The organism is Hymenobacter aerophilus DSM 13606, from assembly GCF_000382225.1.
Taxonomy (GTDB): Bacteria; Bacteroidota; Bacteroidia; order Cytophagales; family Hymenobacteraceae; genus Hymenobacter; species Hymenobacter aerophilus.
In genome coordinates this window covers 32933-58506 of sequence record NZ_KB907822.1, presented here as the reverse complement: position 1 = coordinate 58506, position 25574 = coordinate 32933, and the positions used below count along the sequence as shown (strand labels likewise).

The following is a 25574-nucleotide window of genomic DNA, read 5'->3' as shown; positions in this document are numbered from 1 at the left end:
CGCGGGCCACTTCTATACTGCCTACTTCGGCGACGAGTTGGGCCTGCTGCCAGCGGTAGAGCAGCTTGGGGCTGATGCCCAGTTGCCGGGCCGCGGCTTGCGTGCTACGGCTCTCGCTGGCCAGGCGTAGGGCCTCGGCCTTAAACGCGTCGCCGTATTTACGCCGTTTGTCGGGCGACGTCCCGCTGGATTTTGCTGTCATAACAGAAGAAATATACGTCCTTCTTCTGTCCGTCTTGCCTAGACCACCTCAAGGGTAAGAGATGGGCGAAAGTAGGTATTGCTTGCCGGCAGACGCCTCCTGAACGCGGCTATTATTCGGCTTAGTATAGGTATAGCACTATTTATCCGGAAAACTGAAGCATTCAGATTGCCCCGCCCCAAACGCCAGACTGCCCGCCGGACCAAAGTCCAGCGGGCAGTCTGAAAGAGAGAGTACTGCGAAGTCGGGGTGGCAGGATTCGAACCTGCGGCCTCCTGCTCCCAAAGCAGGCGCGATACCGGGCTACGCTACACCCCGAAAAAAAACCTCCGGGTGGGGTTCCCGGAGGCTTAATCGAATAACATTCGTCGTCGGAGTGGCAGGATTCGAACCTACGACCTCCAGCACCCCATGCTGGCGCGATACCAGGCTACGCTACACCCCGATGAATGATGATGCAAATGTACACCACCCAAACGGTAAAACGCAAGCGCCCCGCCGGTTTTTCTTGCGGCGCTTCGGGTTGAAGCCCCTTTTACCACGCTTATGCAACTGTTTACGTGCCGATTGACTCCTGGCTATGCGGTGCCCGCGCCCGGTTATTATTTGCTTTGGCTCGTTTCTTGCCGACTTCCGGAGGGCTATTTTTGGGGCTTACCAAACCGGTAGCCGGGGCCTTTCTCGTATCTTCGTTACCGGCATCATCGCCCGTTTTTCACCCCGCCTATGAAAACCTCTACTTTCCTGGGATTCTTTCTGGCCCTGCTGCTGGCGGGCCCACTGGCAATGGCGCAGGCCACCCCGACCCCGCCCGCAGCCCCGGTTGCGCTGATTACCGATAAAACGGAGGTGACGCCCGCCCCCGCCGCGGCCCTCAAGCTACGGCTCGACCTCAACCCCATTACCAACGCCCTGACCGTGCGCACCGACGCCACCGGCCCCACCCGCATCGAAGTCAACGGCACTGATGGCCGCCCGGTCATCACCCGCGACGTGCTGCTGGCCGGCGAGTCGGCCGTGGTGCTTAGCATGGCCAACCTGCCCCGCGGCGCCTACATCGTGAAGTGCATATCGGGCGAGCGGCGCAGCATGAAGCGCGTCATTCTGGGACAGTAGGTGAGGAAGCTAAAACCCCTGTCATCCTGAGCGCAGCGAAGGACCTATACAGAAGCCAATCAGTAGATATAGCTTCTGTATAGGTCCTTCGCTGCGCTCAGGATGACAGGGGTTTTAGCTTCCTCACCTATGCTTCCTCGCTCTGCAACTGCCGCTCGTAGAGGGCGCGGTAGAGGCCCTGTTCGTCGCGCATGAGGGCTTCGTGGGTGCCGTGCTGCACAATCTGGCCGTCGTCGAGTACCAGGATTTCGTCGGCCAGCTTCACCGAACTCACGCGGTGACTGATGATGAGGCTGGTGCGGTTGTGCATGATGCGCTGCAGGGCCCCCAGAATGGCGTTTTCGGTGTCGGTGTCTACGGCCGAAAGAGCGTCGTCGAGAATCAGGATTTTGGGTTCTTTGACCAGGGCGCGGGCGATGCTGACGCGCTGTTTCTGGCCGCCCGAGAGCGTGATGCCCCGCTCGCCTAGTTTCGTGTCGAAGCCCTGCGGGAAATCGATGATGTTGTCGTAGACGTTGGCGTCCTTGGCCGCTTGCAGCATTCGGGCCTCGTCGGGCTGGTCGAGGCCGAAGTTGATGTTGTTGCGGATGGAGTCGGAGAACAGAAACACGTCCTGGGGCACGTAGCCAATCTGGCTCCGCAGCGACGTGATGGCCAGGTCGCGCACGTCCACGCCATCGACCTTGATGCGACCCTCGGTGACGTCGTAGAGGCGCGAGAGCAGCGCCGCCACGGTGCTTTTGCCCGAGCCGGTGTTGCCGATAACGGCCAGCGTCTGGCCCGGCCGGATGCGGAACGACACGTCGCGCAGGGCCTGGATGCCGGTATCGGGGTAAGTGAACGAGACGTGCTCAAACTCGATGTCGCCCTTGATATCCAGCTCGATGTTCTGGCGCGAGACGATGTCGGTTTTCTGGTCCATGAACTCGTTGATACGGGCCTGGGAGGCTTCGGCGCGCTGCACCAAAGAACTCGTCCAGCCCAGGGCCGTTACGGGCCAGGTGAGCAGGTTCACGTAAATCAGGAACTCGGCAATGCTGCCGGTGGTAATCGTGCCCCGGATAACTTCCTGGCCGCCCACCCACACGGTGATAATCGTGCTCAAACCCACCAGAAACAGAATCAGCGGAAAAAACAGCGAGTTGACGAAGTTCAGGCTCAGCGTTTTCTCCTTGTACTCGTTGGAGGCCTCGGTGAACTGCCGGTGCGAATCCTGCTCGCGCACGAACGACTTGATAACCCGGATGCCCGAAAAGGCTTCCTGCACAAAGGTCGTCATGCCCGACAAGGAGCGTTGGATTTCGTCGGACTTGCGCTGGATGATGTTGTTGACGTAGAAGATGCTGATACTGAGCACCGGCAGCGGCAGCAGCGTGTAGAGCGTCAGCTTCACGTTCACCATCAGCATAAGCGGCACGATGAGCACGAACAGCAGCACGAGCTGCAGAAAGTACATGATGGCCGGCCCGATGTACATGCGCACCCGGCCCACGTCCTCCGAAATGCGCGACATCAGGTCGCCGGTGCTGTGGCGGCGGTAGAAGCTCAGCGGCAGGCTCTGGTAGTGCTGGTAGATTTCGTTTTTCTGGTCGTTCTCTACCAGCCGGCTCATCACGATAAGCGTCTGGCGCATGAAAAACAGGAAGATGCCGCGCAGCAGGGCCATGGCCAGAATCAGCACCCCATACAGCAGCACGTTGCGCCCGAACAGCTCGTAGACCTGCGCCTGCGCCCGGGTGCCACCGTAGAGGTGGTACAGGTCGATGCCCTCGCCCACTAAGTCGAAGGCGTAGCGGACAATCTGGGCCGGAAAAATGGCCAGCAACGTGCTCAGGCCCACAAACAGCACGCCCCCGAGGAAGTGCCACTTGTAGCGAAACAGGTATTTATTGGTTGCGGAAAGTGCGGGCACCGGGCGAAGTTGAGAAGTTGGGTACTTGCGGAAGCTAGAAAGCGGAAAGGGGCGGAAAGGGTTTCAGATGCCCATTGAACGCCGTGGAAGCGTGCTGTGCTTTCCAACTTCCAAACTCGCATAAATCGGCGTACTTTTGCACCCGAATTGCGGGGGCCGCCCACCAAAGCCGCGCACAGAGTTCATTGAGCGAAGGAAACGCAGCAGCCAAAAGCCGTTGCCAATCGTTTAACGGATTCCGCGCGTTGGCAGCGGGCCGCGGCCACTGCGAAGGTACGCCAATCCCACCCTTCCCACCCACTCATTTTCCATCTCCCCCCCGTTATGGTTGAAACGCAAGTAGTAACCGAGGCCTCCGTTTTCGGCCAGATTGCCGAGTTCCAGCACGAGCAGGTAGTGTACTGCCACGACCACGAAACCGGCCTGAAGGCCATCATCGGCATCCACAACACCGTGCTCGGCCCCGCGCTGGGCGGCACCCGCATGTGGCACTACGCCTCCGACGCCGAAGCCCTGCACGACGTGCTGCGCCTGAGCCGCGGCATGACCTACAAGGCGGCCATTTCGGGCCTGAACCTGGGCGGCGGCAAGGCCGTGATTATCGGCGACGCCGCCACCATGAAAACCGAGGCGCTGCTGCGCAAATTCGGCCGCTTCGTGCAAAACCTCAACGGCAAGTACATCACGGCCGAGGATGTGAACATGACCACCCGCGACATGGAGTTCATCCGGATGGAAACCAAGCACGTATCGGGCCTGCCCGAGAGCATGGGCGGCTCCGGCGACCCTTCGCCGGTAACGGCCTACGGCACCTACATGGGCATGAAGGCCGCCGCCAAGCGCGCTTTCGGCTCCGATTCGCTGGAGGGCAAGCGCATTGCCGTGCAGGGCATGGGCCACGTGGGCACCTACCTGCTGGAGTATCTGCAGAAAGAAGGCGCCCAGCTGCTGGTGAGCGACTACTACGAAGACCGCGCCCTGGCCGCGGCCAACCGTTTCGGCGCCCAACTGGTGGGCCTCAACGACATCTACGACCAGGACGTGGACATTTACTCGCCCTGCGCGCTGGGTGCCACGCTCAACTCCGACACCATTCCGCGCCTGAAGTGCCAGGTAGTAGCGGGTTGCGCCAACAACCAGCTGGCCGACGAGAACGTGCACGGCCCCGAGCTGGTGAAGCGCGGCATCGTGTACGCCCCCGACTTCCTCATCAACGCCGGCGGCCTCATCAACGTGTACTCGGAGGTAGTGGGCGGCAACCGCGAGGCGGCCCTCGTCCAGACCGAGAAAATCTACGACATCACCACCCAGGTGCTGGCCAAGGCCGAGCAGGAAGGCAGCCACCCGCAGGCCGCCGCCACCCGCCAGGCCGAGGAGCGCATCGCCGCCATCGGCAAGGTAAAATCAACCTTCTAAGATGTGAGATACGAGAAGTGAGAGGTGAGACTCGGTATAGTTTATTAGCTATTTTACAGCCAGATAGGCTTTACCGTTAAGCGTCTCACCTCTCACTTCTCCTATCTCATTTCTAAATATGAAACACCGTTTCAAGGAGCTTAAGGTGTGGCAGAAAGCAATGGAAGTAGCCCGGCTAACTTACCAGCACTGCGCAAATTTTCCGGCTGATGAACGGTTTGGACTGATTTCGCAGATGCGGCGGGCAGCAGTTTCTATTGCTTCAAACGTCGCAGAGGGCGCTGGCCGGGATTCAGCCAAGGAGTTTCGCCACTTCTTATTCATTGCCAACGGATCGGCTTACGAATTGGAAACCCAGTATTTGCTGGCCGAATCGTTTGGCTACGTAACTACTGAAGCCGTGCAGGAAATCTGCCGGAGCCTGGAGGAAGTCCAGCGCATGATTTACGGCTTGCAAAAGTCGCTTACCGATTAAGCAGAGGCGAGTCTCACTTCTCACTTCTCCATACTCACTTCTAAGAGAATAATGCTCAACCGTCGCACGCTTCGTATCAAGGTCATGCAGGCCCTGTACGCCTACCATCAGGCCGTCGGGTCCGATTATTCTTTGGCGCTTGAGCGGATTGCGGAGGCGTTCGTACCCGATCTGACGGCGGCCGAAGCCCCCGACCGGAAGAAGCTGCAGGGCCAGCGCAAGCTGGCCGAGGTGCTCTTCAAGGACTGGCACAAGTCGGGCGAAATGCCCGAGCCGACCGACGATGCCGACGTGAACGACGCGGTGCAGGACGCCATCAAGTTCTACCAGAAAGCCGTAGCCAAGGATAAAACCTACTACGCGGGCCAGCTGGTGAGCGGCGCCGAAGCCATCCACGACCAGTACCTGCACCTGCTCAACATTCCGGCGGCCTTGCTGCAGGTGCTGGAGCAGGAGCGCGGGCGCGATTCGCGGCGCCTGACGGCCTCGCCCGAGCCGCTGCTCGACACCACCCGGCTCTTGGAAAACCAGGCCATTGCCAAGCTCATGGAAAACCTGCAGCTGCAGGAGCTGACCATCCGGCGCAACCAGAAGTGGCACGGCCAGCCCGAGCTGGACGCCCTGCGGGCCGCCTGGCGCACCGAGATAAAGCAGGACCCCGAGCTGCTGAGCTACCTGGCCGCCCCGGCCGGCACCTACGCCGACGACCAGGAGATGCTCAAGCACCTCTACAAAGAGTTCGTGTTCAAGGGCACGGCGCTGCCCGAGTACATCGAGGAAGACGACCAGAACTGGGAGGAGAACCGCTCGGTGGTGAAAAACCTGGTGGTGAAAACCGTGAAGATGCTCGACGAGGCGGCCGACGAAAACCTGGTGCTCATGTCGCTGTCGGCGAACTGGGCCGAGGACAAGGAGTTTGCCGAAAGCCTCTACCAGCAGACGCTGGCCGACGACGCCACCTACGAGAAGCTCATTGCCGACTCGTCGCAGAACTGGGACGTGGACCGCGTGGCCCTCACCGACAAGATTCTGCTGAAAATGGCGCTCTGCGAAATGCACCTGTTCCGGGCCATTCCGGTGAAGGTGACCATCAACGAGTACATCGAAATCAGCAAGCTCTATAGCACGCCCAAAAGCAAGCAGTTCGTCAACGGCATCCTCGACAAGCTGGCCCAGGACCTGACGGCCAGCGGCGCCATCCGCAAGTCGGGCCGTGGTTTGCTGGACAACCAGTAGGCCGCGCGCAGCCCGGCAGGCAGTTTACCAACTACGGGCTCCCGATCTGCGTATTGGTGGTATCTCCCTCTTTCCCCTAACCTCAACTTCCTCATCATGAGCAGCAAAACCACTACTGGTATTCTGTGCTTTGCCGGCGGCGCCCTTACCGGGGCGGTGGTTGGCCTGTTGTACGCCCCCGAAAAGGGCCGCGAAACCCGCAGCTGGCTGAGCTACCAGCTCGAAAAGTACCGCGAAACGCTGGCCGACCTCACCGAAAATCTCGTAACCAGCCGCTCCGATCAGGGGCCCAGCTCGGCCAAGAGCGAAGGCCAGCGCGTGATTCAGGATGCCAAGAGCAAGGCCGAGCAGCTGCTGGGCGACGTCGACCAGCTCATTGATCAGATAAACTCCCGCAAAAGCCTGTAAGCTGCCGCTGCCTTGCGGCAGGAGCTTGCTGTTTTTGATTGCTTTCCGCCAGAAAAGTGCCGCAGAACTGACGCCACCGTCGGGGCTGCGGCACTTTTTGCTGCCGGCTCCGCTGCAGTATTGGTACCTTTGCGCAAACGTTCCCGGTAAGGCCCCGCGCCAGGCCGGGCCCGCTTACCTAACCTTCAATAGTTCAACGCAATGCAACGCATCACCCTTATTCCCGGCGACGGTATTGGTCCCGAAATCACGAAAGCAGTAACCGATATTTTTGCCGCCGCCGAGGTGCCGGTGCAGTGGGAGGAGCAGAACGCGGGCCAGACGACCTTCGACGCCTCGGGCGAGCTGATTCCGCAGGCCCTGCTCACGTCGCTGGAGCAGAACCGGGTGGCGCTGAAGGGCCCCATTACCACGCCCGTGGGCAAGGGTTTTCGCAGCATCAACGTAACGCTGCGCCAGCAGTACAACCTTTACCAGAACGTGCGCCCGGCCAAAACCACCGCCGGCATTGCCTCGCGCTACGCCGATTCGGGCATTGATTTGGTACTGTTCCGCGAGAACACCGAAGGCCTGTACTCGGGCCTGGAGATGTACGACGCCCACAACGGCATTGCCGACTCGGTGGCCCGCAACACGGTGGTGGGCGCGCGCCGCATCTGCCGCGCCGCCTTTGCCTACGCCGCCAAGCATGGCCGCAAAAAGGTGACAATGGCCCACAAAGCCAACATTCTGAAGGTAGCGGGCAAGGTGATGCTCGACGCTGCCCAGGAGGCCGCCCGCGAGTTTCCGCAGATTCAGTACGAGGAGAAAATCATCGACAACATGTGCATGCAGCTGGTCATCCGGCCCGAGCAGTTCGACGTGATTGTGACCACCAACCTGTTCGGCGACATCCTCTCCGACCTGTGCGCCGGCCTGGTAGGCGGTCTGGGCGTGGTGGCCGGCGCCAACATCGGCGACGATATGGCCATTTTTGAGGCCGTGCACGGCTCGGCGCCCGACATTGCCGGCCAGGGCAAAGCCAACCCCACGGCCCTGCTGCGCTCGGCCCTGATGATGCTGCACCACATCGGCCAGCACGACAAAGCCGACCAGATTGAGAAGGCCCTGAACCTGACGCTGCAGGACAAGAGCAAGTGCACCGGCGACCTGGGCGGCTCGGCTTCCACCGCCGAGTTCACCCAGGCCATCATCGACAACCTTTAGTCAGTTGGTCAGTTGCCAGTTGTTGGTGAACGGCAAACCAGCCCGGTCATTCAGCGCGGAGCGAAGAATCTCGCGTGCTAACGTTGCGCCGGCAACTGTTCAACGAGTCTGAGCGAGATTCTTCGCTGCGCTCTGAATGACGTTCCTTTCACTCCTGACAACTGGCAACCGGCAACTCACCCCAGGCAACTCAACCCTGCTTATCTTTGTCTTTCGGAAGCAGCCAATTGGCTGCTACGCTTGATTTTCAGATCCATATGAAACGCACTTTCTTTTCTACGCTGCTGCTCTCGGCCACGCTGCTGATGGGCGCCTGCAACAACAACCAGGGCGAAGTTGGCACCGAGGGCATGAACGCCGCCGCTGTTGATGCCAACGCCACGGCCGCCCCACTCGTTGACAACCCCAACGTAACGGCCGAAACCGAGGCTCCGAACCCCAATGCCCCGGTGATGACCTTCGCCAAGGCCGACCACGATTTTGGTGACATTCAGCCGGGTGCCGTGGTAAAAACGACCTTCGAGTTCACCAACACCGGCAAGTCGCCGCTCATCATTGAAAACGCTACCGCCGCCTGCGGCTGCACCACGCCCAACTGGACCAAGGAGCCAATTGCGCCCGGCGCCAAGGGCACCATCGACGTGCAGTTCGACTCGCACGGCAAGTCGGGCATGCAGAACAAGGAGGTAGCCATTCAGGCCAACACCCAGCCCAGCATCAACAAGGTGGTGATTAAGACCAACATCCTGCCCGACGGCCAGCAAGGCCCCTACCGGCAGTAAGCCGCCTGAGGCCGGGCCCTGGCGCCCGGCCCTTGGCGTTGCCAAACCTGCTTTTTCCCGCTGATATTCCCGCTTATGTTCGCTTCTTTTTTGCTGCAAGTTCCGGCTACCGATGCCGGTGGCCTTATTCAGTACCTGCCCCTGGTTGCCATGGTCGGCGTGGTGTATTTCTTCATGATCCGGCCCCAGCAAAAGCGCACGGCCGATGCCAAGAAATTCCGGTCGGGCCTGGCAAAAGGGGCCCACGTGGTCACCATCGGCGGGCTGCACGGCAAAATCGTGGACCTGAGCGAGGAATCGGTGACGGTAGAGGTAGACAAGGCTGTGCGCCTGCGCTTCGACCGCGCCGCCATTGCCCGCGAGGTAGCCGGCAAAACGACAGTCGTGGCCGAATAAACCGGGTGCGGCCCGTTGTGCCGGCTTCGCAGTCCGGCGCTTGTAGTACCTTGTGAAAACCGGAATTCCGGCTTCGGGCGCAACCGGGGGCCGGAATTCCGGTTTTTATGCCGACGTCCCCGCATCGCTCACCCTTTTTTCTGCTGCCTGCCTGTGTCATCTGCCCGCCCCGGTATTCGTCTGCTCCGCTGGTTTGCCAGCCCATTCTTCGGGCAGGAGCGCAGCTATTGGCGGGCGGTGCTGGCGTGCTTTCTGGTGGCCAGCACGTTCTGGCTGCTCAATGCGCTCAACAAAACCTACACCACCCGCATCAACTACCCGCTGGTGTGCCGCTACGACGACGCCCGCTTCGTGCCGGTGCAGCCGCTGCCCCAGGAGGTAGCCGTGAACGTAACCGGCCGCGGCTGGAAGCTGCTGCGCGGCCAGCTGCCGCTGGAGGTGCGCCCGGCCGAAGTGCTGCTGCGCGGCGCGGCCACCCGCTACCTCACAGCCGGCGCCCTGCGCCCCGCCCTGCAGCAGGCCATGGACGGGCTGCAACTCAATTACCTGGTTTCCGATACGCTCTGGGTTGACCTCGACCGGCTGGTGAGCCGCCGCCTGCCGCTGGCCCTGAGTCCCGCCACCGACGGCGCCGCGCTGCCCTACGAGGCCCGCTTCGAGCCCAACGTGGTTACCTTCACCGGCCCCGCGGGCAAAGTCAACTCCCTGCCCGACCCCTACCCCGTACACCTGCCCCAGGCCCCGGCCGGCTCCACCGACGGCGACGTGCGCGTGCCCATCGGCGGCCCCGACCAGGTGCAGACCAGCGTAACCGATGTGCGCGTGCGCCTCGTGCGCCGGCCCGTCGTCACGCTGCCCGTCGATGTGGTGCCCGAGCTGCTCGATGCGCCCGCCGGCCGCCGCTTCCGCCTCACGCCGGCCACGGTGCGCGTGCGGCTGCAGTTTTTCCCCGAAGACACGGCCTCCTTCCGCCCCGACCAGCTGCGGGTGCAGCTGCACTACGGCCAGTTCGGCAGCTCCCCCGACTCGGTGCTGCGCCCCTTCCTGTCGCGCAAGCCGCCCCAGGTGCGCGGCTACCTCGTGCTCACGCGGGGTGTGCGGGTGCAGAGCGAGTAGTGGTTTTTGGTGGGTGGTTTTTGGTTTTTGGCCGTAAATCCCCAAAGAAAACCAAGAACCAAAAACCACCCACCAAAGACCAGCAACATGCTCAAAATCGGAATTACGGGCGGTATTGGCTCGGGCAAAAGCATCGTCGGGCGGCTGTTTCGGGTGCTGGGTGTGCCGCTGTACGACTCCGACAGCCGCGCCAAATGGGTGATGGCCCACGACCCGCAGCTGCGCCAGGAACTTACCGCCGCCTTCGGTCCCGAAACCTTTGACGCCCAGGGCCACCTCGACCGCACCTACCTGGCCCGCGTGGCCTTCCCCGACCCCGCCCAGCTGGCCCGCCTCAACGCGCTGGTGCATCCACATGTTGGTCGCGACTTTGCCGCGTGGTCCGCGGCGCGCCAGGCCGAGGGCTGCGCCTACGTGCTCAAGGAAGCCGCCCTGCTCTACGAGTCGGGCGCTTACCGGCAGCTCGACCGCATCATCACCGTTTTTGCCCCCCAGGCGTTGCGCCAGGAGCGGGTGCTGCGCCGCGACCTGCACCGCACGGCCCACGATGTGCTCACCATCATCGGCAAGCAGCTCAGCGAGGAGGAAAAGCTGGCCCGCGCCAACTACGTAATCCACAATGATGACGAGCACCTGCTCATCCCGCAGGTACTAAAGCTGGACGCGGAGCTGAGGGGTTTGGCGAAGTAGAGAATACGTCATCCAGAGCGCAGCGAAGAATCTCGCGTGAGCCGTTAAACAATCGTTATAACGGCTCACGCGAGATTCTTCGCTGCGCTCTGAATGACAGAGAGGTTTCTCCCCGCAACTCAACGAATAATCGGACTGCGTTCGAACGGCCGTTCGCGGTCGAAGAGGTAGCGGTAGGTGACGTGGGTTTTGTAGATGCGGGCGCCGATGGAGCGCGTAACGGCCAGCATGCGCGGGTTGAAGTCACCAATCCAATTCATCTCAATTTCGCGGTAGCCGGCGCGCATAAACTCGGCGCGGGCGTGCACCATCAGGGCGCTTTCGATGCCCTTGCCCTGCCACTCGGGCACCACCCCGAAGATGACGCCGAACAGCTTTTTGTCGCGCCGCTGCTGGTATTTACGCTTTTCCCAGAGGAAGTGCAGTTTGGCCAGCAGCCCAAACCGGCGGCTGACGTGCTTGAACATCTGGTTGAGTTCGGGCAGGCTCACGAAGAAGGCAATGGGCTCGTCGTGGTGGTAAGCAAACCAGAGCAGGCGCTCATCGAGCACGGGCTGCATCTGCTTTACCAGCTCGCGGGCCTTGTCGAGGCTCATGGGGTTGATGCCGCTGTGGTTGGCCCAGGCCAGATTGTACACGTGGTGGAAATCGTGGGCCAGCTTCTCGGCGTCGCGCTTGTTGGCGTGCTGAAACCGGAAGGCCGGGTACTGCTGCGCGTACGTGTCGAAAGCCCGCGAGAAGGCCGGGTGCAGGGGCGTATCGACCTCGCGGTAGCAGGTGTACTGCCGGAAAAACAGCTCGAAGCCGTACTGCTCGAACAGCTGCTGGTAGTAGGGCTGGTGGAAGAACATGCCGTAGTTGGGCTCGGTGAAGCCTTCCGTCAGCAGCCCCCAGAACCGGTCCCGCTCGCCGAAATTGATGGGGCCGTCCATGGCCTGCATGCCGCGGTCGGCCAGCCAGCGCCGGGCAGCCTCAAACAGCTCGTTGGCCGCCGCTTGGTCGTTTTGGCACTCGAAAAAGCCCATGCCGCCCACCGGCAGCGTGGGGTCGGGCTGCTCGGCGTCGCGGTTGATGAAGGCCGCCACCCGCCCTATTACCGCGCCGGCCGCATCGGTCAGCACCCAGCGGATGGCCTCGCCGCGGGCAAAAAGCGCGTTTTTGGCCGGATCGAACACGGCTTCAATCTCCGGGTCGAGGGGCGAAATCCAGTTGGGCTGGTTTTGGTAGAGCCGGGCCGGCAAATCCAGGAACTGGCGGACGAGGGCGGGCGTAGTGACTTCGAGGAGCGGCATATTTTTCGCGCTGATAGCTACCAGCGGTTAGCCGTTAGCTTGGAGGGAATTACTTCAAAGGAAACAGGTATCGGCCAGATGAGCGAAAACCGGCCTGAGTAACGACTAGCTGACCGCCCAGACCCGGGATGCAAGAAATGCTTTTTTAGGGCTGGTATAGCACCGACAGAATCGGCAGGCCATCGGCCTGCACCTGATATACTGTGCGGCCCAGGGTTGGTGGCGGCGGCCCGGCCCAGGCGCGGTAGCCGAACAGGTAGTACCGACCGGGGCCGGGGGCAGTCAGGTGGATGCGCTGCTGATCGGCAGGGCTCAGCCAGACCAGATTGTTCAGGAAGGATTGCCCTTCGGCGACGGCCACGTAAATAGGCCCGGTAGGATGGCGGCGCACCAGGTACTCCAGGCCCTGGCGGTAGGCCAGCCCCCAGTAGTCGCGCTCGAAGTTGCGTTCCACCTGCTGGTTGGTCAGGAAGCTAAAATACACCTGCTGCTGCGGGTGCATGCACACCATGCGCACGGCGGTGAGGCCCATTTCGAGCCCGGCCAGCAGCCCCAGCCCCAGCAGCAGCGGCCGGCCCCAGCGACTTTCGCGCCCCTGCTGCCACAACTGCCGGCCCGCCGAAACGGCCAGCAGCAGCAGGGCCGGGTACACGAAATATAGGTGCCGCCAGCCGTCGTAGAGTACCGACTGCATGCTGATTACGAGCAGGAAAGGCAGCAGCAGCCAGCCACAGAACAGCAGGTCGAGGCGGCCATCGAGGGTGCGCAACTGCGCCAGCGGCCGGCGCCGGAAGCGGATAGCAGCCAGCACCAGCCCAACTGCGGCGGCCACCCAGTAGGCAACCGGGGTGGTAATCAGCAGCCAGACGGTGCCGTAGTGCCAGGGCAGATGCTGCGCCACTTCCAGCTTCCCCCAGTACAGCACTTCTCCCTGCCAGGGAAAGTGGCCCATCCGCTGAAAGGCCGCCAGCAGCCGGGGCAGCGGGTTACCCCACAGATAGGGCCAGCCCGCCACGGTTGCAACGGCGGCGCCCACCAGGTAAGCGCCGACCACGGCAGCCACTTGCTGGGGCTGGGCGCCGGGTCGGGTGGGCAGCAGCACTTCCAGCAGCAACAGAACCAGCGTGAAAGGAACCAGCAGCAGGCCCAGCAGCCGGATATCGGTGGCGGCGGCCGTGGCCAGCCCATGCAGCAGCGCACGGCCCAGGGTGGGGCGCTGCACGAGCCGGGCCAGCGTGAACATACCCAGCGTGAAGGCCGCCAGAAACAGCAGGTCTTTGGCGTTGTAAAACGACTCGGCAAACAACCGGGGCGAAAGCACAAACAGCACTACCGGCAGCAGCGCCAGCGCCCGCCGACGCAGCCGGAGCCGGGCCAGCCCATAGAGCGCGCCCAGCCCGCCGACTACCAGCAAAAACGTGAGCCCGTGGCGAACTAAGTAATAGTTTCGGCTGACCTGCTCGCCCACCAGGCCCAAACCGTAGCGGGCCACCAGGGTCATCGGCAGCTCAAATAACACCCCGTGGTCACTGTCGCGGTACTTTTCAACAGGATACGGTTCGTGGCCCTGCACCACATCGGCCACGTAACGCAGGCTAACCAGGCCGTTGAGCTGGTCGGTAGGCTCATCCCACGACACGCCGTAGTCGCTCACCAGCAATCCGCCCAGCACCAGCAGCAATCCGAAAAAGGCCCTCACGCCAAACCGGCGAACCGCAGCAGAAAAACGCATAGTAAACCGGTGGAAATCGGGCAAGGCAGCACATCAACGGGGCAACCGGCTGGCCAGTAGCCATCGAACTGCCCAAAACAAAAAAGGACCGCCGCAAGCGGCAGTCCTTTTCGTGTGTGGGAGATACTGGGTTCGAACCAGTGACCCTCTGCTTGTAAGGCAGATGCTCTGAACCAGCTGAGCTAATCTCCCGGGGTAAGCGTACTGAAAAATAGTGGGAGATACTGGGTTCGAACCAGTGACCCTCTGCTTGTAAGGCAGATGCTCTGAACCAGCTGAGCTAATCTCCCGATGGGCGTTTCCCGTCGTTTGGGATGGCAAAGATGGGGGCTCGTTTCTGAAAACGCAACACTTTCCCCCATCTTTGGGCTAAGAAATTTTCGGAGCCGGGCCGCTTTGGCGGGGAACCCCTTGCCAGTCAGAAATTTCGGTTGTAAAAACGAAGGCGTGCCGGTGGGAAGATTACTGAAAATTCTGGGGCTGACGCTGCTGGGCCTGCTGCTGGCGGCCGGGTTGGGGCTATGGCTGGGGCAGGACTGGCTGATTGGCCGCTTCGTGGTGGCCCTCAACCAGCACCTGGCCGTGCCCGTGCGCGCCAGCCGCCTCGACGTGTCGGTGCTCGACCAGTTCCCGCGCCTCTCCATCACGCTGCACGACGTGGCGGTGCAGGGCTCCTTGCCCGCCGATACCACCCGGCTGCTGCGGGCGCGCCGCCTCTATTGCGCCTTCGACGCCCTGGATTTGCTGCGCGGGCACTACCGCATCCGCCGCCTCACGCTCGCCGACGGGCAGCTGCACCTGCGCCGCGACGACGCCGGCCAGCCCAACTACCTCATTATCAAACCCGACACAACGACAACCGACGAGCAGCCCTTCGTGCTGGAGCTACGGGGCATCCGGCTGGAGCGCGTGCGGGCCACGTACACCGATGCGGCCCGGCAGCAGTTCTTCGCCCTTCAAACGCCCGACCTGCGGGCCGCCGTGCGCCTCGATGGGCCCCGCGTGGAGGTAACCACCACCGGCCCGGCCCACATCGAAACCGTGCGGCTGGGCTCCGACGACTACTTCCGGCAGAAAGACGTGCACCTGAACGTGCTGCTTGCCGTGGATCGGGCCGGCGAGCGGGTGACCATCCGGCCTTCTACCGTGGCCGTGGGCCCGGCCACCTATTCGGTTTCGGGCACCATTGATTACACGAAGGCCTCGCAGCTGCATTTGCAGGCCGCTGCCCGGCAGGCCGATGTGAAGGCGGTGCTGGCCCTGCTACCACCTCGCCTGACGCGGCGGCTGGCCGGCTACCGCAGCCGGGGGCAGGTGTATTTCGAGGGCACCGTGCGCGGCGAGTGGTCGGAGCAGCGCAACCCGGCCGTAGAGGTGCGGTTTGGCTGCCGGCAGGCTGCCTTTTTCCATCCGGAGTACCGCCAGCAGGTGGAGGACGTGAGTTTGACGGGCCGTTTCAGCAACGGCGCGGGCCGGGCCGCCCAAACGGCCGTCCTGACGCTGGAGCAGGTGCGCGGGCAACTGGCCAGCCGGCCGTTTGGCGGCAGGCTGCGGCTCGAAAACCTGGTGAAGCCCGTCATCAACCTGGAGCTGCAGGCCGAGCTGGACGTGGCCCGGGCCCTGAAGTTTTTCCCCGTGGCAGCCGTGCGGGCGGCCTCGGGCGAGGCCAGCCTGCACCTGGCCCTGAGCGGGCCGCTGGAAACCCTGCGCCGCCGGCCAACGGCCCGGCAGGCGAGCGGCGAGCTGGCCTTGCGCAACGTCCGGCTGCAGCTGCGCGACTTCCGGCAGCCCTTCACCGGCCTGACGGGCCAGCTGGCACTGCGCGGCGCCGACGTGGCCGTTACTGGCCTGCAGGGCCGCTTGGGTAATTCCGACTTCCGGGGCCGGGGCACGGTGCGCAACGCCACCGGCTGGGCGCTGGCGCCGGGTCAGCCGCTGCGCATCGAAGCCAATCTGATGTCTAACCTGCTCGATTTCAACCAGCTCCTGTATGCTTATCAGCCGGCCGGAGGTAAATCGGGCAGTAGCGGCGCGGTGGCGGCTGGCGGGCTGCATGTACCGGGCCGGCTGGTGCTCGATGTGCAGACCCAGGCCCGGCAGGTGCGCTACCGGCGGCTGCGGGGCCGGCAGCTGCGCGGCACGCTGCGGCTGCAAAACCAGGTATTCAGCTCGCCGGGGCTGCGGCTGCTGGCAGCCGGGGGCCAGCTGAACGTGCGCGGCACCGTGGACGCCCGCCAGCCCCGGCTGCTGAAGGCCAGCACCGTGGCCAGCTGCCAGCAAGTGCGGCTCGACAGCCTGTTTTACGTGTTCGAGGATTTCGGCCAGCACTTTATCACCAGCCGCCACCTGCGGGGCACGCTCACGGCTTCGGCCGAGTCGGATACGTATTTCGATGGGCAGCTGCGCCCGCTGCCCGACCGGCTGGAAGCCCAAATCAAGGCCACCATCCGGCAGGGCGAGCTGGTTGGTTTCGAGCCGCTGCAGAAGCTGAGCCTGGTAGCCGACCGGGCCACGCTGCGCCACCTGCGCTTCGCCGAGCTGCACAACGACTTCTACATCCAGAGCCGCACGGTGTATATTCCGGAAATGGAAATCCGCTCCAACGTGCGGGCCGCGGCCCTGATTCGCGTTACCGGCACCCACACCTTCGATCAGCAGCTCGACTACCACCTGCGCATTCCGCTACTGCCGGGCCTGCTGCCGCGCGCCGCCGCCCGCGCCGATGGCCCCACGTTACGGCTGGGCATCCGGGGCACCGAGAGCAACTTTGCGGTGCGCTACGAAACCGGCCTGCCCACGCGCCCCACCTTGCCGGGTACCACGCTGCCGGGCCGGAGCCCCGCGGCCGGGCAGGCGGCTACAACGCCGCTAGGAGCAGCCGCTCCGTCGCCCGGTCCGCGCCCGACCTGGGAAGTGAAGAGGCCCACGAAAAAGCCCGCCGAGCCCCAGCCGGGCGACTATTTCGAGTTCTGAGTTACTACCTCCTGCCGAAAACTGCCGGGGCCAGGATGGCGCTGACCCAACCCGGCGCGGCAGCTTCGGCCGGAGTCGTTTAGCACTTCAGAAAGGCCGCGCTGGCTGGTTGGCCGCAGCCGGAGCCAACCTCAACCGAAAAGACGCGTTACAGGGAGCTGGATATTCTCTCCCACCCTTTTTGACTTTTGACCATGAACGACTCGCAACTGCTCCAGAACTACTCCGACCAGGAGAAGGCAGCTTACCTGAGTGTTATTGCCAGCCTGGCCTCGGCCGACCGTGAGGCTTCGGCCCCCGAAATTGAATTTTTGCAGCAGCTCTCCCACCAGGCGGGCTTGAGCGGCAGTGCCACCCAACAAGTGCTGAGCGCCGCTAAGGATGCCAACAATCAAACCGTAAAAAACAACCTCGACGCGCTACGGGGCAGCGACCTGCGCTTCTCGCTCGTTACCGACCTCATCAGCTTTGCCCGCGCCGATGGCGCCTACTCGAACACCGAGGAGGAGATGGTGAACAAGATTTCGCAGTACCTGGGCATCAACCAACAGCAGCAAAACACACTGGAGCAGGTAGTCGACCAGGCCGCCAACGTGCCCCACGACGCCAGCGACCCGGCCAAACAGAGCTTTCTGGGCGGCATCGGCGACAAGCTGGAAAGTGCCGGCATCCCGAAGAATGCCCTGATGGCCGGCCTGCTCGGCATTGTGGCCCCCATGGTGATTTCGAAAGTGATGGGCGGCCGTGGCCAGAGCGGCGGCGGCATGATGGGCGGCAGCATGGGCGGCCTGCTCGGCGGCGCGGCCAACAGCGGCATGGGCGGTCTGCTCGGCGGCCTTCTTGGCGGTGGCCTGCTGAGCGGCGTGATGGGCGGCGGCGGCCAGCAGCAGAGCCAGTACGGCAACTATCCGCAGCAGGGCACCCACACCGGCGGCGGCGGGCTAGGCTCGCTTATGTCGATTCTGGGCGGCCTTGGTGGCCAGCCTAACTCGCAGCCCCGCAGCAGCGGTGGCGGCGGCCTCGGCGGCCTGCTTGGCGGCGGTGGCATGGGTAGCCTACTCGGCGGCCTACTCGGCGGCGGACGCTAGATTCCGGTCTGTTAGCTGTTAGCTGAAAAACGAATGAGGCCCCGCGCTCAGCTGAGTGCGGGGCCTCATTCATTCTACAATTGTTGGCTGCTACGCGCCAGCCCCAGCGGGGCGGCATATCGGTAGCAAGTACAACTAACCGACACATCTAAAGCCCCAGCGGGGCGACACCACTCGTTCAACGGATAGTGTCGCCCCGCCGGGGCTTTAAAGTTCTTTGCGCCTTTCCTGCTACCGATATGCCGCCCCGCTGGGGCTGGCACGTTAGGTTAACTCGGATTTTCTTTCAACCAAAGCTAAAAGTTAAAGAGCCTCTCAGGAGTTGGCAATCGATTGCCCGCCTTGCTGTTGCAGACTTTTGGGCAGATTGGTGGAGCCGCCGCCCGAGCCGCCCGCCAGGCGGGTCATCGTGGTATCAACGAAGTTGGCGCCTACCTCTTCCACGGCCGACACAATCTGGAAGTTGATTTCCTCCATCACGTCCAGGTACTCGTCGTAGCTGTCGGTGCGCACGTAGTATTGCACCCGCACATCTTTCGAGTTGGAGGTGAGCGAGGTGAACTTCACTTGCACATCGGGCTCGATGAGGGGGTGCGCGGCAATGGCTTTGCTTACCAGCGCGAGAATGCGGTGCAGCTGGTCGCTGGAAGTCATTTGGGTGAGCGACATCATGAAGAAAACCCGGCGCGCCGTACGGCGCGAGAGGTTGTCGAGCGGCTTGTCGATCATCGATTTGTTGGGCACCGTCACATAGCTTTTCTCCACGGTGCGGATGCGGGTGCTGCGGAAGCCGATTTTCTCCACCGAGCCCGTCAAATCGCCCACGCTCACCAAATCGCCCACCTCGAAGGGGCGGTCGAGGAAGATGGTGAACGAGGCCAGCAGGTTTTCCAGGCTTTCCTTGGCGGCGAAGGCCACGGCCAGGCCGCCAATGCCCAGGCCGCCCACCAGCGCCGTCACATCGATACTGAACACCTGCCCCAGCACCACCAGAAACGCAATAATGCTCACGAACAGCTTGATCAGGTCGCGGGCAAAGGGCACAAGCTGGTTGGTCAGGCGCGAGGGGTCGCGCAGGGCCCGCTTCGTGAATACGAGCACGGCCAGGTCAATCATGCGCAGAATAATCCAGGTGATACCGACGATGACGGCAATCTGGTACACGCGGAAGGCCAGCTCGCCATACCACGGCGTGTGCGCCCCCACCTGCGCCTTGGTCACCGGAATATCCATCACCGAGTAGGCAATGAATATGGTTATCAGGAAGATAACGATGGAAATCGGCTTGATCAGCAGCTCATGAAACTGTGCCTCGGTAACTCCTTCACCTACTCGCTTGAAAAAGCGAAACAGCACCTTGGTCAGCAGCCGCGACACCAGGTTCTTGAACACCAGACCAGCCAGCAGAATGGCGGCCGCAATCAGGTATTCCTGGATTTCGATGCTGAGTAAGCGGTAATGAAGGAGTTCCGAAATTTCCATAAGCAGTTGTAGTCTGGGTCGTTAGCTGACGCCTTCGCGGATCAGCAGAATCGTTGGGTTTATTTAAACGGCAACCAGTAGCCAATAGCTCGCGGCTAACCGCTAAAGTTTACACCAGCTGGCGCAGGGCCATTTCAAACGACTTCTGGGCCAGGCCGGTATGCTCTTCACTCTGGGCGCGGGTGCGCTCCAGCGCCGAGCGGATGATACGCGACGTGTCCTCGAAAATCGCCTGGTCGGTGATTTCGGCGTCGGCTTCCATCAGGTAGGCAAACACGCGGGCCATGCCGCAGTTGGCAATGAAGTCGGGGATGACGCTCACGCGCTCATCGGCAAACTCGCCGGTGGGGCCGAAGAAGATTTCGGGGTCCTGGAACGGCACGTTGGCGCCGCACGAAATCACCTCCAGGCCGCCCGCGGCCAGCGCCTCTACCTGCGCTTTGGTTACGAGGCGCGAGGCGGCGGCGGGCACGAATATCTCGGCCCCGCTGCTCCAGATTCGCTCATTCACTTCCTCAAACGACAGCATGTTGTCGGCCGTCAGCTCGTTGCCGTTGCGGTTGAGCAGCAGCTGGCGGATTTCTTCGAGCCCGTAGCCCTCGGTGCTCAGCAGCCCGCCGGCCCGGTCGATGATGCCGGTGATGCGGGCGCCCTGGCTGGCCAGGTAGTAGGCCGCCGTGGCCCCCACGTTGCCCCAGCCCTGGATAATGGCCCGCTTGCCCTCGACGGAGCGGCCGCCCCACAGCGCGTAGTAGTGGCGCACGGCCTCGGCCACGCCGTAGCCGGTAATCAGGTCGGCCACGCGGTATTTGCGGCTCAGGCTGGGCGAGTAGGTGGCGTCTTCGAGCACCTTCACCACGCCCTGGCGCAGCTGGCCGATTTTCTGAATCTTCTGGGGCTCGGTGGCCTGGTAGTGGCCGTTCACCACGCCCTCCTGCGGGTGCCAGAGGCCGTAGTTTTCGGTGATGGGAATGACTTCGTGGATTTCGTCCACGTTCAGGTCGCCGCCGGTGCCGTAGTAGTTTTTCAGCAGCGGAAACACGGCCTTGTACCAGCGCTCCAGCACGCCGCGCTTGCGCGGGTCGCGCGGGTCGAAGTTGATGCCCGACTTGGCCCCGCCAATGGCCGGGCCCGACACCGTAAACTTCACTTCCATCGTTTTGGCCAAGCTTTCTACCTCGCGCTTATCGAGGCCCAGGCGCATGCGGGTGCCGCCGCCGGCCGCCCCTCCCCGCAGCGAGTTGATAACGACCCAGCCCTCGGCCTCGGTTTCGGCGTCCTGCCACTCAAACACGATTTCGGGGCGTTTATTTTCAAACTTGGCCAGCAGCTCTTTCATCAGAAATTAGGGTGGGGTGAGAAGGGGATTTCGCCCGCAAAGGTAGGCAAGCGGGCGGCAGGCCCCACCAGTGCGCCCGCGCGGTGCGGTGCTGCATGCCCCGTTAGCGCCGGGCTTGCCAGCTGTTTCCGGGTACAGCTTTTCGGGAAAAGGAACTTTGCAGGGTCCGAATATCGTATTAGCCCTATTCCCGCCTATCGTTCCGTAATACCACCCTTGCATTGCCGAAATGAAGCCATTACTTGCCCGAGTCGAATCGAAGAAAGTTGATAAAGCCGCCGCTATTCTGAAAGTGCTGGCCCACCCCAAGCGGCTGGCCATTGTAGACCTGCTGGGCAAAGAGGACAAAATGACCGTCACGGAAATTTACCGCTCCCTCGACCTGCCCCAGGCCATTGCCTCCCAGCACCTCATCACCCTCAAAGACCGCGGCATCCTGTCGTCGCTCAAAGTGGGCACCAAAATCTATTACTCGCTCTCCATTCCCAAGCTGCTCGACGTCATCGACTCGCTGGAAGAGTGCTGCGAGTCGATTTAGATAGCTGCAAGCCGCAAGCTTCAAGCGGCAAGCTGATGTTCAATTAGCTTGCCGCTTGAAGCTTACGTAAAATGGGAAAGGCCCTGCATTCAATTGAATGCAGGGCCTTTTTGTAGTTAAAACTCTCTCTCGAACGTGAGCTTGTTGCTTGAAGCTTGCGGCTTGCAGCTCTTATCAGAAAGCCGGCTGGCGTTCCAAATCGAACAAATCCGTGAGCGTGTCGATGAGCTGGTCGGCCTCGCCGCGCTTGCAGGCCGCTTTGAGCTGGAGCACCGGCTGCTTGAGGATTTTCTGCATCAGCGAGCGGGTGATGTCGTCGAGGCGCTTGGCTTCTTCGGGGCTGATTTTCTTTTTCTGGTAGCGGTCGAGCTCTTCGAGGCGGATTTGCTCCAGCGCGTTTTTCAGCTTCTGAATGGTGGGCGACACCATCATTTCCTTGGTCCAGTCGCGCAGGCCTTCAATACTTTCCTCGATGATGGCGCGCACCTGCGGCACCGAAGCCAGCCGGCGCTCCAGCGCCGCCGAGGCCTTGCTCTGGATGGCATCAATGTTATACACCAGCACGCCGGGCACCTGCTCCACGTCGGGCGCAATGCTGCGCGGCACCGACAGGTCGATGAAGAACTTGTAGCTGAGCACCTCCAGATGAGCCACCAGCGCGCGGCTGAAGAACGGCTCGGCCGCGGCAATGCTGCTGATGATGACGTCGGCATCCTTGAGGCCCTCGGCCAGGTTTTCGAAGTCGAGCAGCTTGAGGCCGCACTCCTCGGCCAGGGCCTCGGCCTTTTCGCGGGTGCGGTTGCAGATGGTGACGTCGGAGAACAGCTTACTGTCGCCGAAGTGGCGGCACACGTCGGCCCCGATTTCGCCCAGGCCCACCACCAGCACGCGCGGGTTGGCCACGTCGGCAGTCAGTTCCTCTACCAGCTCCAGCGTGGCGTACGAAGTCGAGGCGGCGCCGTCGCGGAAGGCGGTTTCCTGCTGTACGCGCTTGTTGGTGAAGAACACGGTGTGCAGCAGCCGGTGCAGAAACGGCCCGGCCGCGTCGGCGTCGGCCGACCACTGGTAGGCCTGCTTCACCTGGTTGCTGATCTGCAAATCGCCCACGACCTGCGCTTCGAGGCCCATCGCCACATCGAACAGGTGGCGCACGGCCGCAACCGGCTCGGTAAACACATCGAAGTAGGGCGCGAAGCTGGCCGCGTCGGACAGGTTTTTCAGGCTGGCCAGCGCCTCGATAACGGCGGCGCTCTGGTCGTGCTCGGCCGAGTAGTACACCTCCGTGCGGTTGCAGGTGCTCAGCACCAGCAGGTCGGTCAGGTCGATTTCGTGATGAAGGGTTTGCAGCAGGCGCCGGCAGGCCGCCTCATCCAGCGCAATCAGCTCGCGGATGGCGAGCGGCGCTTTCTTGAACGAGAGGCTGACAGCTTTAAATGGATGGGACATAGCAAGAAGCCAGAACGAATAGCAGCAGGCAAAATTACAATACAAATTGCTAGGGTAAAAACAGCGCATCGGGGCTGGTGGTTCGGCGCAGATTACTATTCGGGCCGAAACCCGCGCCAAAGCCCGCCAACGCAGTTTCCGGGCAAGCCTGCTTGATGAAAATCATCTGTACGGGCCAGGTAGCCTGACTTTCGTCGGGGCCGGTGGGGGCCGCAGGGCGCTACGGGCCGAACCGGCGCCGGGCGGGGCCGTATCTTCGGGTCTGCCTTTTGCCGTTTTTGCCGCCCGCCGTGCTCCCAACCATTGCCATCTACGACCAGAAGTCGCGCATCAAGCTCGTTATTGTAGCGGTGGCCCTGCTGATTGGGGCCGCCACCGTCATTTATACCAACCTGCTGGTGCAGCGCCTGTCCGAGCGCGAGCAGCAGCAGATTGACCTCTACGCCGAAACCCAGCGCTACATCATCAACACGGAAGAGGAGTCGAACCTGTCGTTTCTGTACGACGAAATCATTGCCGCCAACAAAACCATCCCCGTCATCATCACCGACAGCGACGACCACATCATCGACGCCCGCAACGTGAACGTGCCCGAGGGCGCGAGCGAGGAGGAAACCACGCGCTACCTGCGCGACCAGATTGCCCAGATGCGCGAGCAGCACCCGCCCATCGAAATAAAAATCGGGGCCGGCCTGCGCAACTTCCTTTACTATAAGGAGTCGGATTTGCTGACCCAGCTGCGGCTGTATCCGCTGGTGCAGCTGGCCATTATCGGCTGCCTGGCCGTTATTGCCTACTTCGCCTTCAGCTACTCGCGGCGGGCCGAGCAGAACCGCGTGTGGGTGGGCCTGGCCAAGGAAACGGCTCACCAGTTGGGCACGCCGCTCAGCTCGCTGGTGGGCTGGCAGCACTACCTGCGCGACTCGGAGCGGTTTCGCGACGAGCCGATTGTGGAGGAGCTGGGCAAGGACATCCGGCGGCTCGAAATCATTACCGAGCGGTTCAGCAACATCGGTTCGGTGCCGGTGCTGGGCGATGAGAACATCCTGCGGGTAACCGAAAACGCCATCAGCTACCTGCAGAGCCGGGTGTCGCGCAAGGTGAGCTTCACGGTAAAAACCGACCTGCCGCTCGACACGCCCGCGCAGGTAAACATCCCGCTGTTTGATTGGGTGATTGAGAACATCTGCAAAAACGCCGTGGATGCCATGGACGGGCGCGGCAGCATCACGCTGCACCTGCGGCGTCCGGTGCGCGGCAACAAAAACCAGATTGCCCTCGACATTACCGACACGGGCAAGGGCATCTCGAAAAGCAAGCTGCAAAGCGTGTTTCTGCCCGGCTACACCACCAAAAAGCGCGGCTGGGGCCTGGGCCTGGCCCTGGCCAAGCGCATCATCGAGAACTACCACAAGGGCCGCCTCTTTGTAAAGTGGAGCGAACCCGGCCGCGGCACCACCTTCCGGGTTATTCTGAACGGGTGAGAGGCGATTGTCATTCTGAGCGAAGCGAAGAATCTCGCGGGCCATGCTAACCCCGTCGTTAGGAATTAGTGTGGCCCGCGAGATTCTTCGCTCCGCTCAGAATGACAATTACCTCACTTCTTGGTACTCACTTCTAACTAGCTCACTTCTCTCATTTCCCTCTATTCGTAATCTCCACATAGCTGTTGCCTTTTACGGGCTTGCCGTGGTGGGTGCCTTCCACGCGGCACATGCCCTCCCAGTAGTGCATTTTGATGCCGGCGAACAGCTTGAGGGTGAGCTCCTGGTCGGGCATAACGGGCGTGATGGTGAGGTCGTAGCCCTGGCTGGGCACGCGCAGGCGCCATTTCATGGGGTAGCGGAGCTTGGTTTGGGGGCTGGTCCAGTAGTCGAGCACGTCGAGCTGGAAGTCGGCGGCGCTCAGGTGCTGGCTGCTCAGGTCGGGGCCGTAGTGGGTGCCGCCGCTTACCACGAGGTCCGATTTCCGGTCGAAGAGCTGATAGGCCATCAGCTCGGTGCGGGGCTCATCGAGCTGCACCGAAAACCAGTCCCAGCCGATGTTTTTGCCCATTACGGAGGTGCCGTTCCACTGCCGGTCGTACCACAGCTCGCCCTCAACCTGGCGCACTTTACCGCCGATTTCGAGGGTGCCGGTGGTGGCCAGGCGCGGGTAGCTGTAGTAGCCGGCGCGGGCCACGTCGCCGTAGTTCTCGTAACCGGTGCCGTTGTGCAGCAGCACGGGCTTGGCGGGCGTGGTCGTCAGGTCGATGGCGTGGCCGGTGTGCTCGGCCATGCGGCCGCGCAGGTGGTAGCGGCCCTCCTGCCCGGTCAGGGTCCAGGTTTCGTTCTGTTTGCGGGCGCTCAGGTTCAGCGGCAGCGTAGAAGGCAGCAGCTCGGGCAGGCGCGTTACCTTGTAGTCGTAGCGGAACTGCTTTTGCTGCGGGTCGGTGAGGGCAAAGTTGACCATCTGCCAGTCGCGCTTGCCGTTGATGTTGAAGTGGAAGAACACGTACTCGACGCCGAACGTCTCGCCGGTGGCCTTGTCGCGCAGATGGCCGGTGAAGTACCACCACTCCAGGGAGTTGCGTGCGTGGACGGCTTCTTCGCGGGGCAGCTCGGCCCGCTCGTTGAACACATCGTGCTGGCGGGTTGGCTTCAGGGCGCAGCCGGAGGCGGCGAATAACAGGATCAGGGAGGCTAGCAGCAGGTTTTTCATACTGCTGCCATAAGGGTTTCGGGGGCCGA

22 protein-coding genes and 4 tRNA genes are annotated in these 25574 nt (G+C 62.3%); 14 read left to right on the top strand and 12 right to left on the bottom strand.

The window, feature by feature from the left end; all coding sequences use genetic code 11:
* The 3 genes from H145_RS21510 to H145_RS0115145 all read right to left on the bottom strand — a co-directional run.
* The coding region (locus H145_RS21510; protein WP_033426310.1) for a transposase at positions 1-202 on the bottom strand (202 nt) is incomplete at its 3' end.
* A gap of 244 nt (positions 203-446) precedes the next feature.
* Positions 447-520: transfer RNA gene (locus H145_RS0115150), tRNA-Pro, on the bottom strand.
* Between the two features lie 53 nt (positions 521-573).
* A tRNA-Pro gene (locus H145_RS0115145) sits at positions 574-647 on the bottom strand.
* 281 nt (positions 648-928) lie between these two features.
* On the opposite strand from H145_RS0115145, the gene H145_RS0115140 reads away from it, so the two are divergent.
* A complete protein-coding gene (locus H145_RS0115140) occupies positions 929-1318 on the top strand; it encodes a T9SS type A sorting domain-containing protein (protein ID WP_019949007.1) in 390 nt (129 codons plus the stop codon).
* A 127-nt stretch (positions 1319-1445) separates the two neighbouring features.
* On the opposite strand, the gene H145_RS0115135 is transcribed toward H145_RS0115140, so the two are convergent.
* The gene (locus tag H145_RS0115135) at positions 1446-3230 is read right to left on the bottom strand and encodes an ABC transporter ATP-binding protein (protein WP_019949006.1); all 1785 of its coding nucleotides are present in this window, start codon (positions 3228-3230) and stop codon (positions 1446-1448) included.
* A 324-nt stretch (positions 3231-3554) separates the two neighbouring features.
* On the opposite strand from H145_RS0115135, the gene H145_RS0115130 reads away from it, so the two are divergent.
* From H145_RS0115130 to coaE, 9 genes are all read left to right on the top strand, one after another.
* Complete coding sequence (locus H145_RS0115130; protein WP_019949005.1) at positions 3555-4646, top strand: Glu/Leu/Phe/Val dehydrogenase dimerization domain-containing protein; 1092 nt, start codon at positions 3555-3557, stop codon at positions 4644-4646.
* Positions 4647-4764: 118 nt separating this feature from the next.
* A complete protein-coding gene (locus H145_RS0115125) occupies positions 4765-5121 on the top strand; it encodes a four helix bundle protein (protein ID WP_019949004.1) in 357 nt (118 codons plus the stop codon).
* Between the two features lie 51 nt (positions 5122-5172).
* Positions 5173-6357 (top strand): transcription antitermination factor NusB, encoded by a 1185-nt coding sequence (nusB, locus tag H145_RS0115120; RefSeq protein WP_019949003.1) that lies wholly within the window; start codon positions 5173-5175, stop codon positions 6355-6357.
* A 96-nt stretch (positions 6358-6453) separates the two neighbouring features.
* The gene (locus H145_RS0115115) at positions 6454-6765 is read left to right on the top strand and encodes a YtxH domain-containing protein (protein ID WP_019949002.1); all 312 of its coding nucleotides are present in this window, start codon (positions 6454-6456) and stop codon (positions 6763-6765) included.
* A gap of 201 nt (positions 6766-6966) precedes the next feature.
* A complete protein-coding gene (locus tag H145_RS0115110) occupies positions 6967-7971 on the top strand; it encodes an isocitrate/isopropylmalate dehydrogenase family protein (RefSeq protein ID WP_019949001.1) in 1005 nt (334 codons plus the stop codon).
* A gap of 257 nt (positions 7972-8228) precedes the next feature.
* The gene (locus H145_RS0115105) at positions 8229-8753 is read left to right on the top strand and encodes a DUF1573 domain-containing protein (protein WP_019949000.1); all 525 of its coding nucleotides are present in this window, start codon (positions 8229-8231) and stop codon (positions 8751-8753) included.
* Positions 8754-8828: 75 nt separating this feature from the next.
* Positions 8829-9149, top strand: coding sequence for a preprotein translocase subunit YajC (yajC, locus tag H145_RS0115100; RefSeq protein ID WP_019948999.1), 321 nt, complete (start codon positions 8829-8831; stop codon positions 9147-9149).
* Between the two features lie 153 nt (positions 9150-9302).
* A complete protein-coding gene (locus H145_RS21505) occupies positions 9303-10265 on the top strand; it encodes a YbbR-like domain-containing protein (protein ID WP_019948998.1) in 963 nt (320 codons plus the stop codon).
* Between the two features lie 87 nt (positions 10266-10352).
* Positions 10353-10955: a dephospho-CoA kinase gene (gene coaE, locus H145_RS0115090; protein ID WP_019948997.1), complete on the top strand. Its 603-nt coding sequence runs from the start codon at positions 10353-10355 to the stop codon at positions 10953-10955.
* Between the two features lie 119 nt (positions 10956-11074).
* Here coaE and H145_RS0115085 read toward each other — a convergent pair whose 3' ends face one another.
* The 4 genes from H145_RS0115085 to H145_RS0115070 form a co-directional block, all read right to left on the bottom strand.
* Entirely contained in the window at positions 11075-12247 is a 1173-nt protein-coding gene (locus H145_RS0115085; RefSeq protein ID WP_019948996.1) for a GNAT family N-acetyltransferase, read from the bottom strand.
* Between the two features lie 145 nt (positions 12248-12392).
* Positions 12393-13979, bottom strand: coding sequence for a hypothetical protein (locus H145_RS0115080; RefSeq protein ID WP_157541624.1), 1587 nt, complete (start codon positions 13977-13979; stop codon positions 12393-12395).
* A 117-nt stretch (positions 13980-14096) separates the two neighbouring features.
* A tRNA-Val gene (locus tag H145_RS0115075) sits at positions 14097-14171 on the bottom strand.
* A 23-nt stretch (positions 14172-14194) separates the two neighbouring features.
* Positions 14195-14269: transfer RNA gene (locus H145_RS0115070), tRNA-Val, on the bottom strand.
* A gap of 163 nt (positions 14270-14432) precedes the next feature.
* Between H145_RS0115070 and H145_RS0115065 the strand changes: the two genes are divergently transcribed.
* Together H145_RS0115065 and H145_RS0115060 are read left to right on the top strand one after the other, a co-directional pair.
* Positions 14433-16952, top strand: coding sequence for an AsmA-like C-terminal region-containing protein (locus H145_RS0115065; RefSeq protein ID WP_169513198.1), 2520 nt, complete (start codon positions 14433-14435; stop codon positions 16950-16952).
* A 194-nt stretch (positions 16953-17146) separates the two neighbouring features.
* Positions 17147-18040 (top strand): TerB family tellurite resistance protein, encoded by an 894-nt coding sequence (locus H145_RS0115060; protein ID WP_019948993.1) that lies wholly within the window; start codon positions 17147-17149, stop codon positions 18038-18040.
* A gap of 315 nt (positions 18041-18355) precedes the next feature.
* Here the strand turns inward: H145_RS0115060 and H145_RS21500 are convergent, their stop codons facing one another.
* Complete coding sequence (locus H145_RS21500; protein ID WP_019948992.1) at positions 18356-19522, bottom strand: mechanosensitive ion channel family protein; 1167 nt, start codon at positions 19520-19522, stop codon at positions 18356-18358.
* Positions 19523-19631: 109 nt separating this feature from the next.
* On the bottom strand, positions 19632-20861 hold the full coding sequence (locus H145_RS0115050; RefSeq protein WP_019948991.1) for a Glu/Leu/Phe/Val dehydrogenase dimerization domain-containing protein: 1230 nt from the start codon (positions 20859-20861) through the stop codon (positions 19632-19634).
* Between the two features lie 229 nt (positions 20862-21090).
* Between H145_RS0115050 and H145_RS0115045 the strand changes: the two genes are divergently transcribed.
* Entirely contained in the window at positions 21091-21399 is a 309-nt protein-coding gene (locus tag H145_RS0115045) for an ArsR/SmtB family transcription factor (RefSeq protein ID WP_019948990.1), read from the top strand.
* Between the two features lie 174 nt (positions 21400-21573).
* On the opposite strand, the gene hemA is transcribed toward H145_RS0115045, so the two are convergent.
* The gene (gene hemA, locus H145_RS0115040) at positions 21574-22845 is read right to left on the bottom strand and encodes a glutamyl-tRNA reductase (protein ID WP_019948989.1); all 1272 of its coding nucleotides are present in this window, start codon (positions 22843-22845) and stop codon (positions 21574-21576) included.
* Positions 22846-23135: 290 nt separating this feature from the next.
* Between hemA and H145_RS0115035 the strand changes: the two genes are divergently transcribed.
* Complete coding sequence (locus H145_RS0115035; protein ID WP_026351545.1) at positions 23136-24329, top strand: ATP-binding protein; 1194 nt, start codon at positions 23136-23138, stop codon at positions 24327-24329.
* A 151-nt stretch (positions 24330-24480) separates the two neighbouring features.
* On the opposite strand, the gene H145_RS0115030 is transcribed toward H145_RS0115035, so the two are convergent.
* Positions 24481-25545, bottom strand: coding sequence for a lipocalin family protein (locus tag H145_RS0115030; protein WP_019948987.1), 1065 nt, complete (start codon positions 25543-25545; stop codon positions 24481-24483).
* Positions 25546-25574 lie beyond the last annotated feature (29 nt).